Origin of the sequence: Actinoplanes sp. NPDC049598, from assembly GCF_040675435.1 — a bacterium.
Classification (GTDB): domain Bacteria; phylum Actinomycetota; class Actinomycetes; order Mycobacteriales; family Micromonosporaceae; genus Actinoplanes.
Window position 1 is genome coordinate 24,117 of the sequence record NZ_JBFAOX010000030.1, and the last position, 13,809, is coordinate 37,925.

Here is a 13,809-nt window from a genome sequence, read left to right on the forward strand (position 1 = left end):
CGGATTCCAGGAGTGGCCCGGATTCCAGGAGTGGCCCGGATTCCAGGAGTGGCCCGGATTCCAGGAGTGGCCCGGATTCCAGGAGTGGCCCGGATTCCAGGAGTGGCCCGGATCCCAGGAGTGGCCCAGGTCCCATGAGCGACCGGCCCGAGCAGCTGATGCGGATGCGCCTGCGGGTTGCCCAGGACATCTTCGTGGTGCGCCAGCTCAGCCGGGAGGTGGCCCGCGAGGTCGGCCTCGAGCAGCAGGACCAGACCCGGCTCGCGACCGCCCTGAGCGAGGTGAGCCGGGTGATGATCGCCCGGGGAACCGATGCCGAAGTGACGTTCGCTGTCCAGTCGGACGGGGTAGTACCCATGCTGCAAGTGACGGTCGAGGGCCGGGTGGCGGGTGATGCCGCGCGGCTGACGCCGGAACTCGGCGCGGTCGGCCGCCTGGTGGACAAGATGGGGGTCTCGGATGGCGGGAACGGTACGGTCGTATGGATGGCTCGACGGTTGCCGGCGAGTGTGCCGAGGCTGACCCCGGACCGCATGGAGGAAATCCGCGCCGGGTTGGCGAGGCACGTCCCGGGCAGCCCGCTCGACGAGCTGAACGTGCAGAATCAGCAGCTCATCGCCGCCCTGGACGAGGTGCGAGCGCAGCGTGACGACCTGGCCCGGCTCAACGCCGAGCTGGAGGAGACCAACCGCGGCGTGATGGCGCTCTACCACCAGCTCTCCGAGGAGCTGGAGGAGACCAACCGCGGCGTGGTCGCCCTCTACGCCGAGCTCGACGAGAAATCGGTGCAGCTCGCGGCGGCCAGCGAGGCCAAGAGCCGGTTCCTGGCCAACGTCAGCCACGAGCTGCGGGCCCCGGTCACCGCGATCATCGGGTTGGGCCGGCTGCTCGGCGACGAGGGCTCGGACGAGCTGACCGCCGACCAGGCCCAGCAGGTCGACCTGATCCGCGGCTCGGCCACCGATCTGCTCTCGCTCGTCAACGACCTGCTCGACCTGGCCAAGGCGGAGGCCGGCCGGGTCGAGGCGACCATGGCCGACGTCGACCTCAAGGCCGTCTTCGGGCAGCTCCGGGGGACGCTGCGGCCGCTGGCGACCCGGCCCGAGGTGGAGTTCGTGGTCGACGAGCCGTCGTCGGTGCCGTCCATCCGGACCGACGAGGTGCTGCTGACCCGGATCCTGCGCAACCTCCTGACCAACGCGCTGAAGTTCACCGCGGCGGGCGAGGTGCGGCTCAGCGTGCGCCCGGTCGGCGACGACGCCGAGTTCACCGTCTCCGACACCGGCGCCGGCATCCCGGCCGAGCTGCACGAGCGCATCTTCGAGGAGTTCTACCAGGTGCCCGGCAGCCGGCCGATCAGCGGCAAGGGCACCGGCCTGGGCCTGCCGTACGCGCGGCGGCTGGCCGGCATCCTCGGCGGCGGCCTGCACGTGGCCTCCACGCCGGGTGAGGGCAGCACCTTCACGCTGCGGCTGCCGTTGTCATGAGCTCCGCCACCGTCCTCGTCGTCGACGACAGCCCGACCAAGCGCTACCTGCTGGTGAGCTGGCTGACCCGCGCCGGTTTCGCGGTGCGCCAGGCCGAGACGGGTGGTGAGGCGCTGCGGATGCTGCCCGGCTCGGGCGTCGACCTGGTGGTGCTGGACGTGAAGCTGCCCGACATGAGCGGTTTCGACGTCTGCGAGCGGATCAAGACCGACGCCGAGTACGGAACGCTGCCGGTCGTCCACGTCTCGGCCCACGCCGTCGATGTGGTCGACCGTACCCAGGGGCTCAACCGGGGCGCCGACGCCTACCTGGTCGAGCCGATCGAGCCGGACGAGCTGATCGCGACCGTGCACGCGGTGCTGCGCTACTACTCGGCCCGCCGCCGGGCCGAGACGCTCGCCGCCCGGCTGGTCCGGCTGGCCGAGGCCACCCTCGACATCAACTCGGCGGCGACGCTGGACGGCCTGTTGACGGCGGCCGCGGCGGGCGCGGTCGACATCTTCGGCGGCCCGGTCGTGGTGGTCGCCGAGACGGCCGACGGGGAGAGCCGGGCCGCCTCCGGCCAGGGGGTCAGCCGGTGGTCACCCTCGAGCCGGGTGGTCACGGTCGGTTCGCTCGTCCGCACCGAGGAGCCGTCGGACTGGGATCTCGTGGAGTGGCCCGAGGGCGACACGGTGGCGGTGGCCGCCGCGCGGCTGCGGGCCGACCGCCCGCCGGTGTTCGTGGCGGTGCCCAGCAGCTCGCAGACGCCCGGCTTCCCGGTGCTGCGGCAGCTCTCGCAGGCGGTCGCAGCGGCGGTCGAGGCCCAGCGCTCCTACGACGAGGAGCACCGGATCGCGGTCACCCTCCAGCGCAGCCTGCTCCAGTCGCGCCTGCCCGACGTGGCCGGCCTCGAGCTGGCCATGCGGTACGAGCCGGCGGGCGCCCAGACCGAGGTCGGCGGCGACTTCTACGAGCTGACCATGCTCGAGGGCCGGTTGCTGGTGGCGATCGGCGACGTGGCCGGCCACTCGCTGCACGCGGCCACGGTGATGGCCGAGGTGCGGCACGCCGTGCGCGCCTACGCGGTCGAGGGCCACCCTCCGGGCACGGTGCTGAGCCTGGTCAACCGCTTCATGCGGACCGTGCTGCCGAACGAGTCGGCCACCATCTGCCTGCTCACCCTCGACCCGGTCACCGGCGGCGTGCGCCTGGCCAGCGCCGGCCATCTGCCGCCGCTGCTGCACACCGAGGCCGAGGGCCCGCACTTCCTGCACCCGCGGGGCCCGCTGCTCGGCATCAACGCGCCCCGCCCCCCGGACGACCTCGAGTTCGTCCTGCCGCCGGGCGGCACGCTGGTCCTCTACACCGACGGCCTGGTCGAGCGGCGCGACGCCGACATCGACGTCGGCCTGACCGCCCTGGCCGCGGCCGCGGCCACGGTCGAGCCCAACCTGGACGACTTCTGCCGCCGCCTGCTCAGCCAGCTGGGCGGGACGGGGCAGCAGGCCGACGACATCGCGGTCGTCGCCCTGCGCCGCCGTCCGTAGGTCACCAGCCGCCGACGCCGGCCAGGACACGCTCCACCGGCACCGGTTTGCCGAGGTAGAACCCCTGCCCGAAGGCCACCCCGCAGGCGACCAGGGCGTCGCGCTGCTCGGCGGTCTCGATGCCCTCGGCGATGACGGTGCAGCCGTGCTGCTCGGCGAATTCGACCAGCGCCCGGATCGCGGCCTGGCGCGCCGTCTGGTGCTCGACGCCGGCCAGCGAGTCCAGGCCCAGCTTGAGAAAGGCCGGGCGGACCGTCTCGATCAGGGAGAGCGTCTCGTATCCGGCGCCCTGGTCGTCGACGGCGATCCGCACGCCCCCGCCGAGCTGGGCCGCCTCGGCCGGGGGCGGCCCGCCGGTCTCGACGACCAGCGGCCGCCTCGACTCGGCGAGCAGCGGGGCCAGCTCGTGCGGCCGCCGCATCAGGTCGGCCGAGACGTTGACGGCCAGCCAGGTGCCGTTGGGCAGCGGCGCGGCCGAGGCGATGGCCGCCTGGACCAGCGCCGCGTCGAGCGCGATGTGCACGCCGCGCCGCGCGGCCGCCTCGAGACCCTCCTGCGGGTTGCTGCCGTCGGCGAAGCGGGTGAGCGCCTCGTAGCCGGCGACGTGCCCGTTGATCATGTTGTAGATCGGCTGGAACACCGTGAAGAAGCTGAACTCCTCGAACGAGTGCCCACGGCTCGCCGACGAGGAGCGGTCGGCCTTCCACGCGCCGGTGTCGGTGCGCTGGAGCCGGACGGTGACCTGACCGGCGGTGGTGCCGTGCTCCTCGCGATAGTGCAGCACCGTCGCCCAGTCGCCGACCTTCGCCGCCGGCGCCGGGGCCGCGGCCGACCGGCGGCGCTTCGTCTTCTTCGGCTTGACCGGGCGGATCAGCCAGTTGCGCAGATGGGTCATCAGGTCGACGACCGTGTTGCCCAGACCGACGAAGGCGATCATCGCGTAGAGCGACAGGATCAGGTTCAGGCCGGCGAAGACCAGGTTGTTCCAGTGGTGCAGCTCGATGTCGCGCCACGCGGTGTAGACGCAGAGCACGATCAGCGCCAACGGCAGGATCAGGTAGCTGGTCGCCGCCGTGGTGCGGTCACGCACCTTGGGCGTGCGCTTGAAGGCGCTCTTCTCGCCGGTCAGCAGCTGCAGCAGCGAGGCGATGCTGCCCGACAGGTTGACCGGCAGCAGGATCAGGTTGAAGCCGTAGATGCGCAGCATGTCGGACCGCTTGTAGCCCAGGTGCTTCAGGTCGGCCGCCATCATCAGGAAGTACGGCACCGAGATGAGCAGCAGGATCGGGTTGAGCAGGTCCTTGTTGAACGGGTAGGCCAGCATGACGACCAGGCAAACGGAGCTCCAGAAGATGGAGGCCATGTAGTTGACCCGCAGGAAGTACTCGCCGAAGCGGTTCTTGTCCTCGCGCTTCGACTTCGCCCGGAACTGGTCCTTCAGGCGGGACAGGATCAGCAGGCCACCGTTGGCCCAGCGCTGCCGCTGGATGCAGAGCGAGCCGAAGTCGGGCGGGGTCGCGCTGTAGGCCAGCCGCTCGGGGTAGTTGTGCAGCGACCATCCCCGGACGCCGAGGTCGATCGTCGATTCGGTGTCCTCGATGACCGTACGGTCCTGGATGTAGCGCTTGATCTCCCAGTCGCCCTCGTAGGAGATCTCGCAGATCTCGTCGAGGGCCTTCTTGCGCAGCACGGCGTTGGCCCCGACCCAGAACGTGGCGCCGTAGTGGGTCATGCCCTGGTGCACGATGTACTGGATGTCGGTGGTGGCGCCCGAGATGCGCTCGATCCGGGTCGCCGAGCCCGGGTAGGCGCTGTACGGCGTCTGGGCCACGGCGTGCTGGGCGTACGCGCCCTGTTCGAGCAGGTGGACCAGGCGCAGCGCGTACTCCGGGAGGAGAACGCTGTCGGCGTCGAGGGTCAGCACGTAATCCGGGTTGGGCACGACCAGGTCGGCCCGGTTCGGGCCCGCCGTCACCAGGGCGGTGCCCATCGGCGTGCTGACCTCCTGGTAGGCGCCGCCCATGAGGCCGATGTAGCTGTTGAGGTTCATCGCCTTGTTCGGCTCGTGCGACAGCGACACGTACTTCTTGCGCTCGAAGCTGGTGACCTGCGCGTCGAAGATCGCGAGCAGCCGGCGGTAGAGCTGGTTCATCCGCGCCAGTGGCAGGGTGACCTGCTCGTCGGCGCCTTTGCTGAGCGCGCCGGAGATCTGGCCGAGCTCGACCGCGAGCGGGTGCAGGATGTTCTCGACGAAGAACTTGTCGGTGTGGTCGACCATCTCCTGCCGGGCGCCCAGGTCGTAGAGCCAGTCGGAGGCGAACCGGTACTCGTCGGCGAGCCGGCGCATGTCCTCCAGCACCACGAGATAGCCGCCGCGGTAGCGCACCTGCTCGTCGAAGCTGGCGTACATGCTTGAGACCCGCTGGTACGGGCCCTTCAGCTCGGCCTCGATCTTGCCCGGCAGGGCCCGGGCGGCCAGCAGCATGTCCCTTGCCGCGCGGGTCTTCGGCGCCCGCGGGTCGTCGATCAGCAGTGTCACCCGCAGACCGGGGTACTCCTGCAGCGCCGCCGAGAGCAGCGTGGTCCGGTTGGTCCGCTCATCTTCCTGATATGACGGCACCAAAACCGTCACGGACGGCGTCTTCCCGCCGATGAACTCGTCGAGCATGATGCGCGGCGCCCGCTGGTGGCCGCGGGACCGGTAGAAGTAGCCGATCCGCGTGATCAGGTAGGCGATCGCGGACGCGGCCAGGCCGGTGACGACGAGCATGTAGACGATCGCCTCGATCGCGAGCCGCACGCTGGAGGCGTGGCCCGCGATGAACTGCTGGATGATCGTGTACGTGATGTAGCAGGCCCAGACTGTGATGGTCACCACGATGGCGAGCCGGCCCCGGGTGATCCTGCCTTCGGAGATCGGCGGCGGGACGATCGGGTGAGGCTCCGTCCGCCGGTCGGCTCCCCATTGGCGCTGGGCGTCCGGCTTGCGCCGGTCCGCCGGTGTGCGTGGCATGCGTTTTGGTGCCCTTCGGTGCGAATTGCGACGACACCGCACGGCGATGCCCGGCCGAATTGTCATGCCAAGATCGTCAGTTGGCGCTCCGATGTCCAGATTGGACGCCTTCGGCCTTTCGCCCGATCGCGCAAAAGACGTTCGTAGGTCAGCGTGTGTCGACGGAAAAACGAAAGGCACCACATGACGGACCGCGCCCCACACGTAGCCGTGCGGCCCGAGTACGACCCGCTCGCCGATCCGAACTGGCAGGAACCGGAGCAACCACGCAGCCGGCTGTCGTGGACGAGGCTCGGCATCCTGATCCTCGCCCTGGGGCTGGCCGGCGCGGCCGGCACCTTCGAGGTGCTGCACCTGCGGAACACCTCCGGCCCGACCGCGAAGTCGTGGGCGGTGCCCTACGTCGACGTCACGCTCACCCCGACGTTCCAGTTCCAGGACCCCACGGCGAACCCGGCCAACGACGTCGCCCTCGGCTTCGTCGTGGCCGACCCGAACAACGCCTGCACCCCGAGCTGGGGCGGGGCGTACACCCTCGACGAGGCGGCCTCGTCGCTCGAGCTCGACCGGCGGATCAACCAGCTGCGGCAGGCCGGCGGCGACATCACGCTCAGCCTCGGCGGGCTCGCCAACAAGGAGCTCGCCGTCGCCTGCACGGACGAGGCGCGCCTCACCGACGCGTACCGCCGGCTGGTCAAGCGTTATGACGTGAAGACGCTCGACCTGGACATCGAGGGCACCGCCGTCGCCGACCAGGCGTCGCTGCGGCGCCGGGTGACCGCGGTGGCCACGGTGCAGAAGGAGCGGGCGCAGGCCGGGCAGCCGCTCACCGTGTGGCTCACCCTGCCCGTCACCCCCAGCGGGCTGACCGACGACGGTGTCGCCCTGGTCCGCGGCATGCTCGAGGGCGGCGTCGACCTGCGCGGCGTCAACGTGATGACGATGGACTACAACAACGGCGACAAGAACCCGGACATGCTGACGCTGAGCACGAGCGCGCTCAACGGCACCCACAAGCAGCTGTCCGACCTCTACCTGCGCCTCGGCCGCAAGCTCACCTCGCCGCAGGTCTGGTCCCGGATCGGGGCCACCCCGATGATCGGCCAGAACGACGTCGACACCGAACGCTTCACCGTCGACGACGCGGCCGGCCTGGCCCGGTTCGCCGTCGACAACGGCCTCGGCCGGGTCTCCATGTGGTCGCTGAACCGCGACGCCGAGTGCCGCGGCACCTTCGCCAACGTCGTGGTCCACTCGAACACGTGCAGCGGCGTCGACCAGGAGGCGCTCGCGTTCAGCAAGGTCTTCGCGGGTCTGCCCGGCAAGGCCGCCGGCAGCGGCACCGCCGACTCGGTCGAGATCCCCGACCAGGCCGCCACCGTCGACGACCCGAAGACCAGCCCGTACCCGATCTGGCGGCTCACCGCCCTGTACGCCGGCGGCTACAAGGTCGTCTGGAAGGGCGTCGTCTACGAGGCCAAGTGGGCCAACTCGGGCGCCGACCCGTCCGCGGCCCCGGCCGCCGGCACGCAGAGCGCGTGGTCGGTGATCGGCCCGGTCAGCCCGGTCGAGAAGGCGCCCCGCCCCACCCCGTCGGTCACCGGTGTCCACCGGATCTGGGCTCCCGGCATCATCTACCAGCGCGGCAACCGCGTGCTGTCCAACGGCCTGCCGTACGAGGCGCGGTGGACCACCAAGGGCGAGACCCCGTCGACCGAGTTCCCGATCGACGCCGACGACCCCTGGAAGCCCCTCTTCGACATCCCCGGCGAGCCGGCGACGAACTAGTAGATCCCCGCGAACTTCTGGTAGCCGGTGCCGACGAGTTCAAGGCCACCGAAGGTGCCCTTGCCGTCGCCCAGCTTGCGGAAAAGGGTGCCGGCGCTGTTGCGCAGCAAGATGTCGTTCTTCCCGTCCTCGTTGAGGTCGCCGGCCCCGATGATGTTGAGGAAGCCGAGGTAGCCGGTCCCGATCAGGTGGTAGCCGTCGGTGAAGCCGCCGACGCCGTTGCCGTACCAGGCGTACATGGTGTCGCCGATCAGGACGATCAGGTCGGCCTTGCCGTCACCGTTGATGTCGCCGGGGCCGGCGAAGCGGGAGGCGCCCTTGTAGGTGCCGGCGAAGGCGGCGACCGAGCTGAAGCCGCCCTTGCCGTTACCGGTGTAGCGGAACAGGCGGCCGGTGCTCTTCTCGCGGACGATCAGGTCGGAGATGCCGTCGCCGGTGAGGTCGCCGGTGTGCACAAGGGCGTCGAAGCGGTTCCACTCGCCGGGAATCAGCAGGGTCCGGTTACCGGTGAAGCTGAGCATCTCGTCCGAGAGATAGGCCCGCAGGGTGCCGTCGGAGCGGCGGATCAGCAGATCGTTGCGATAGTCCTGGGTGATGTCGCCGTACGGCACGACCGCGGTGACCGCACCCAGGGCTTCCGTGCCGGCCGGGTTGGTGCCGGTCGCCCGGGTCATCCAGGCGCCCGCGCCGGTGGAGAGGCTGGTGAGGCCGAGCAGGGTCGACTGGCCGTCGCAGGTGAAGCTGTGCAGGGGCGGGACTCCGGCGCAGCCGACGGTGACGAAGCCGGCGCCGACGGTCGTTGTCCTCGTCTCCGTGACGACTGTCAGAATCCAGCTGTACGACCCGCTGGTGGGCCGCTTCCCGTTGAACGTGCCGTTCCAGTCGACACGCACAGCGCTGCCGTCCACCGTGCCGGCGACCTGGGCGACCTGGCCGGTGCGGGCCTGGGTCAGGTAGAGGGTGGCGGTGGTGACCGGGCGGTTCAGCCGCGCGGAGACCGAGAAGGTGCCCGGGTAGGACATGGCGGACGGCGCGGTGACGGTGATCGCGCGCGGGACCGACGAGGTGGCGCCGGGGTCGACGATGTGCGTCGCGTTGCCGGCGTCGACCCAGGCGACGTCGCCGTCGTATTTGTCGACGGCCCAGGTGATGTTGCGGTCGTCGGCCAGGTCGCCGCGGGGGAAGGTGGCCAGGGTGGCGGTGCTGCCGTCGACCAGGTCGGTGCGGAGCAGCGCGCCGTCCGCTTCGTGGCGCACCACGTAGTTGTCGCCGAGCAGGTACTGTCCGGCCGGGAGCCCGATGGTGGTCTTGGAGCCCAGATCGTAGACGCCGGCCGGGCCGTCCACCCCGCACGACCAGAACACGTGCAGAGCGGTCGCCTGGACGTCGGTGGCGGTGCAGGAGTTTCCGGTGGCGACGGCGGCACCGACGGTCCCGGTCCCCAGGTCCTTGGGCTGCAGCCGGCCGGCACCGGCCGTCCACAGGGTCTGCGACCACAGGGCTGCCCCCGTGACCGGGCCGGTCGACACGATGGCGTCGTTGTTGGCGACGACGTACTGCTGCGCCGGCCCCGTGCCGTTGACCAAGCGGTAACCGAGCGAGGCGTCGATGACGGCGCCGCCGGTCGAGGGCAGTGTGGCCGTGGCCACGGTGGCACCGGTCTTCGCCACGTGCAGGACGACGGCATCGGTCGTCTGGTGCAGGAACGAGACGCCACGCTGGGAGCCGTCGACCGCGTGCAGACACGTCGCGCCTGTCTCGCAGGGCACCGGAGCGGGCAGCAGGCTGCCGAAGACGCCCGGGCTGGTCACCTTCTGATGGTCGTAGCTGCGGTACTGCGGAAGCTCACCGGGCTGTTCCAGCGCGGTGAACCGCCACAGGGAGCCCTTGTTGAAGGTGATGCCGGCGTTGACCTGCTCGGTCAATGGCTTGACGACCGACTGGCCGGTCGCGGTGGCCTTGCGCACCGACCAGTCCGTCGGGTCGGTCCCGCCGACGAAGAGGACGCCGTCGTCCGCCTGGGCCACGGTCGTCATGGCGCCGGCGACTGTCGTCGGCTCGGCGCCGTCCGGGGTGTAGCGCAGGAGGGGGAGCCGGGCGGCGGTGGGCGCAACGATCACGTCGTCGCCGGCCAGCGCGAGGGAGTTGAGGTCGACCGGCGCGGGCAGGGTGATGGTGGCCCGGGCGGTGCCGTCCCGGCCGAACGTGCGGACCACCTGCTCGGTGAACAGGCCGACGCGGTCGCCGGTGAGCGTGGCCCGGGTGGCCGCGCCGGTGAAGTCCAGCAGCGTGATCCGGCCGGAGGTGGCGTCCAACAGGCCCCACCGCCGGCCGGCCGGGGTGGGGAACGAGAGCACCGCTGTCATCTCGTCACCGGCCATGATGGTGGCCGACGTGGCGCCGTCGGGGATTCCGGTGATCGGCGCCAGGGTGTCCGAACCGTCCTGCCGCAGCTCCATCTGGGCGCCCGGTCTGATCAGCAGCAGAGCATGGTCGCCGAGGGGGCGCGCCGTGAGGTAGCTGTAGCTGCCCCCGGCGGGCATGGCGTACTCGCGCCACGTCATGGTGGCCAGATCGAACGTCTGACGCAGGCTGCCCGAAACCGGATGCCCCGGGATCGAGGTCCGGATCTCCACCGTGTCGCCGTAGAGACGGGCGGCGGCTCCGTTCGGCAGCCCGGCCAGCTCGGTGACGACGACGGTGTGCCGGTCGGCGTAACGGGTCCACAGCCAAGGCGAACTGCCCGTGCGCCGGTGCAGGAAGCCGGTCCGCCCGGCGACGCTCGGTGTGTCGGGCTGGTAGGCGTCGGTCCGGTCGTACTTCTCGGCCGGCACCACTGTCACCTCGGACGGCGCCGCGGCCGACGCGGCGCTGGGGACGGACAGCGCGGTGGCGGCCAGCGTGCCGCCGATCAGCATCGCGAGCCCGCGACGACGGACGTTGGTCATCAGTAGATCCCCGCGTACTTCTGGTAGCCGCTACCGACGAGCTGGAGGGCGCCGAAGCCGCCCTTGCCGTCGCCGAGCTTGCGGTAGAGGGTGCCGGCGCTGTTGCGCAGCAGCAGGTCGTTCTTGCCGTCCTCGTTGAGGTCACCGGCGCCGATGATCGCGTTGAAGCCGAGATAGCCGGTGCCGATCAGGTGGTAGCCGGGGGTGAAGCCGCCGGCGCCGTTACCCCACCAGGCGTACATGGTGGTGCCGATCAGCACGAGCAGGTCGGCCCGTCCGTCGCCGTTGATGTCACCGGGGCCGACGAAGCGGGAGGCGCCCTTGTAAGTGCCGGCGAAGGCAGCCGCCGAGCTGAAGCCACCCTTGCCGTTGCCGGTGTAGCGGAACAGCCTCCCGGTGCTCGTCTCCCGCACGATCAGGTCGGAGACGCCGTCGCCGGTCAGGTCGCCGGTGTGGACGAGGACGTTGAAGCGGTTCCAGCTGCCGGGGACGGCCACGGACGTCTTGGTGCCGAAGTTCGCCTGGCCGCTGCCCAGGTAGGCCCGCAGCGTGCCGTTGCGGTAGCGGACCAGCAGGTCGTTCTTCAGGTCCCGGTTGACGTCGCCGAAGGGAACCATCGCGGTGACCTGCGAGCGGTCCCAGGTCTCGGTCCGGCCGTTGTCCATCAAGGCGGCCGTGGACGGCCGGGAGAGCAGCCAGTGACCCTCACCGGACGGGGACGTACGCACGCCGAGCACGGACTGCTGCCCGGAGCACTCGAACGAGTGCAGGGTCGGCGTGCCGCAGTACACCCCGAACGTGCCTGAGCCGAGCGAGGTCGTGGCGCCGCCGGCCACCGCGGTCAGCTGCCACCGGTAGGTGCCGCTCGTCGCCCGTCGGCCGGCGATCAGCCCGGACCAGGAGTCCGCGCGGCTGACCCGGAGCGGCCCGGCGGCCACGTCCAGGACCACCCGGCCGGTACGGACCTGGGTGACGACCAGCCGCGACGAGGTGGTGGGCCGGGTGAACCGAAAGGCGGCCGACCAGGGGCTGGTGGACGCGAAGTCCAGGGTGGAGTCGCCGCGCTCGACCCAGAGAGCCGCGGCGGACGGCGCGACGCCGGGATCGACCACGTGCACGGCGTTGCCGCTGTCGACCCAGGCCACGTCGCCGCCGAACTTGTCGACCGCCCACGAGACGGTGCGGTCGTCGGTGAGGCCGCCACGGTCGAAGGTGGCCAGGACGGCCGGCTCGCCCAGCCGGCCGCCGGTGATCCCGAAGCGGATCAGGCTGCCGTCGGCGTCGTGCCGCACCACGTAGTTGTCACCGAGCAGATACCGGCCGGCGGGCAGTGCGATGCCCGCCTGGCGGGTGAGGTCGTAGACGCCGGCCGGACCGGTGGCGCCGCACGACCAGTAGAGGTACTTCGCGGTGGCCTGGACCTCGGTCGCCGTGCAGGCAGCGCCGGTGCTGACCGTGAGGCCGGCCGTCGCCGTGTCGTTCCGGCCGAGCGGCAGGGTGGTGGCCTGCAGCGTCCCGGCCCGGGTGGCCCGCCACAGGGTGCGGAACCAGAGGGCCGCGCCGGTCACCGGGCCGGTGTCGACCACGCCGGAGCTGTCCAGCACCACGTACTGCTTGGCCGGGTTCGTGCCGTTGACGATCGTGTACCGGTAGGAGGCGTCGACGACGGTCGCTCCGGCCGAGGGGATCGAGGTCATGTTGTGCCGGCCGGCGCTCTGGTAGCTCAGGGTCGAGCCGGTCGTCATCCACGGCATGCCCTGGTCGTGGCCGCCGATGGTGCGGATGCAGGCGGCGCCCGTCTGGCAGGTGGCCGGGCTGCTGAGCGCGGCGTCGTCGACGCGGCCGGTGATCCCGTCCGGCCCGATTAGGTAGCTGTAGGGGTGGTAGTCGGCCGGGGCCTCGCCCGGCGGCAGGGAGACGTGCACGTGGCGCAGCCGGCCGGCCGTGAGGGAGATCCCGGCGTTGCCGCGGGGCACCGCCAGCGGGGCGATGATCTCCTGGCCGGCGGCGGTCGCCTTGCGGGCCGCCCAGTCGGCCGGGCCGGTGCCGCCCACGAAGATCACTCCGTCCGGCGCCTGCACGGTCATGAGGTCACTGACCGGCGCGATCTGCTCCGGCGTGGGATCGCCCGCCCGGTAGCGCAGCATCGGTGTCTTGTTCTGGGTCTCACTCACCGGGCCGGCGATGAGATCCCGGCCGGCCAGTCCCATGAAGAAGTAGTTCCCGCTCTTCGGCAGCGTGATCGTCTCAGGCTGGGTGGCGGTGCCGGCCATGACCTCCGCGCGCGAGAACGTCCGGGCCGAGGTGGCGGTGAACAGGCCGATGCGATCGGCGGTCAGCACGACCCGGCCGGCCGCGGTCAGCCCGGCCGGCAGCAGCGCCACCCGTCCCGAGGCCAGATCGAGCAGGCCGTGGCGAACGACACCGGACACGGACAGGGACAGGACGAGGCTCTCGGCGTCGCCGGCCGTGCCCATCGCGATCGTGGTGGTGCCCTCGGGCACCCCGGTGATCGGCGTGGTCGTCCCGTCCGCCCGCCGGATCAGCGGGATGTTGGGCGTCGCGGCCGGTCGCAGCACGACGACGTCGCCGACCGGCCGGACCTGATATCCGGCCGGCGTGGTCACGTCGTGCCACGTCATGGTGGCCAGGTCGAACACCCCTGGCTGCGGGTGCGAGGTGGAGCCGACCGGGGACCACACGTGGTCACCGCCGGTGGGCAGGAGCCGGTTCCAATACGAGCCGGCGAGCTCGGGCACCGCCGTGGTGACGCCGTCGGCGTAGCGCGTCCACAGGAACGGTGAGGTGAACGTGCGCTGGTGGAGGTAGCCGGTCTCGCCGGCGAAGACAGGGACGTCGGCCGTGTAGGTCTGCGCCGGCTCGGGCGCGACGACGGCGACTTCGGATTCGGAGGCGGCGGCCGCAGCCATCGCGGGCGCGGGGACCGAAGTCCCCGCGGCCACAGCGAGTGCGCCGCCCACCAGCGCCGCGAGGGTGCGGCGGTAGACGTTCTTCACTTGTGCCCCGATTTAGAGAAAGACTCT

6 protein-coding genes are annotated in these 13,809 nt (G+C 71.1%); 3 read left to right on the plus strand and 3 right to left on the minus strand.

Annotation, left to right across the window (positions count from 1 at the left end):
- The first annotated feature begins 134 nt into the window (after nucleotides 1-134).
- Together AB0J66_RS41915 and AB0J66_RS41920 are read left to right on the plus strand one after the other, a co-directional pair.
- Complete coding sequence (locus AB0J66_RS41915) at nucleotides 135-1,487, plus strand: sensor histidine kinase (RefSeq protein WP_364673005.1); 1,353 nt, start codon at nucleotides 135-137, stop codon at nucleotides 1,485-1,487.
- Nucleotides 1,484-3,016: a SpoIIE family protein phosphatase gene (locus AB0J66_RS41920; RefSeq protein ID WP_364673007.1), complete on the plus strand. Its 1,533-nt coding sequence runs from the start codon at nucleotides 1,484-1,486 to the stop codon at nucleotides 3,014-3,016. The genes AB0J66_RS41915 and AB0J66_RS41920 overlap by 4 nt, the downstream gene beginning before the upstream one ends.
- Nucleotide 3,017: 1 nt before the next feature.
- Here AB0J66_RS41920 and AB0J66_RS41925 read toward each other — a convergent pair whose 3' ends face one another.
- Nucleotides 3,018-6,029, minus strand: a complete 3,012-nt coding sequence (locus tag AB0J66_RS41925; RefSeq protein WP_364673008.1) for an EAL domain-containing protein — start codon at nucleotides 6,027-6,029, stop codon at nucleotides 3,018-3,020.
- A 183-nt stretch (nucleotides 6,030-6,212) separates the two neighbouring features.
- Between AB0J66_RS41925 and AB0J66_RS41930 the strand changes: the two genes are divergently transcribed.
- The gene (locus AB0J66_RS41930; protein WP_364673010.1) at nucleotides 6,213-7,817 is read left to right on the plus strand and encodes a chitinase; all 1,605 of its coding nucleotides are present in this window, start codon (nucleotides 6,213-6,215) and stop codon (nucleotides 7,815-7,817) included.
- On the opposite strand, the gene AB0J66_RS41935 is transcribed toward AB0J66_RS41930, so the two are convergent.
- Together AB0J66_RS41935 and AB0J66_RS41940 are read right to left on the minus strand one after the other, a co-directional pair.
- Entirely contained in the window at nucleotides 7,814-10,765 is a 2,952-nt protein-coding gene (locus AB0J66_RS41935; protein ID WP_364673012.1) for a VCBS repeat-containing protein, read from the minus strand. The two genes, AB0J66_RS41930 and AB0J66_RS41935, sit on opposite strands and share 4 nt — an antisense overlap.
- A complete protein-coding gene (locus tag AB0J66_RS41940; protein ID WP_364673014.1) occupies nucleotides 10,765-13,782 on the minus strand; it encodes a VCBS repeat-containing protein in 3,018 nt (1,005 codons plus the stop codon). The genes AB0J66_RS41935 and AB0J66_RS41940 overlap by 1 nt, the downstream gene beginning before the upstream one ends.
- Nucleotides 13,783-13,809: the final 27 nt, after the last annotated feature.

Excerpts from the sequence above, each read along its gene's own strand:
- AB0J66_RS41915 (WP_364673005.1), top strand. The coding sequence starts at position 135 with ATGAGCGACCGGCCCGAGCAGCTGATGCGGATGCGCCTGCGGGTTGCC.
- AB0J66_RS41930 (WP_364673010.1), top strand. The coding sequence starts at position 6,213 with ATGACGGACCGCGCCCCACACGTAGCCGTGCGGCCCGAGTACGACCCG.
- AB0J66_RS41925 (WP_364673008.1), bottom strand. The coding sequence starts at position 6,029 with ATGCCACGCACACCGGCGGACCGGCGCAAGCCGGACGCCCAGCGCCAA.
- AB0J66_RS41935 (WP_364673012.1), bottom strand. The coding sequence starts at position 10,765 with ATGACCAACGTCCGTCGTCGCGGGCTCGCGATGCTGATCGGCGGCACG.
- AB0J66_RS41920 (WP_364673007.1), top strand. The coding sequence starts at position 1,484 with ATGAGCTCCGCCACCGTCCTCGTCGTCGACGACAGCCCGACCAAGCGC.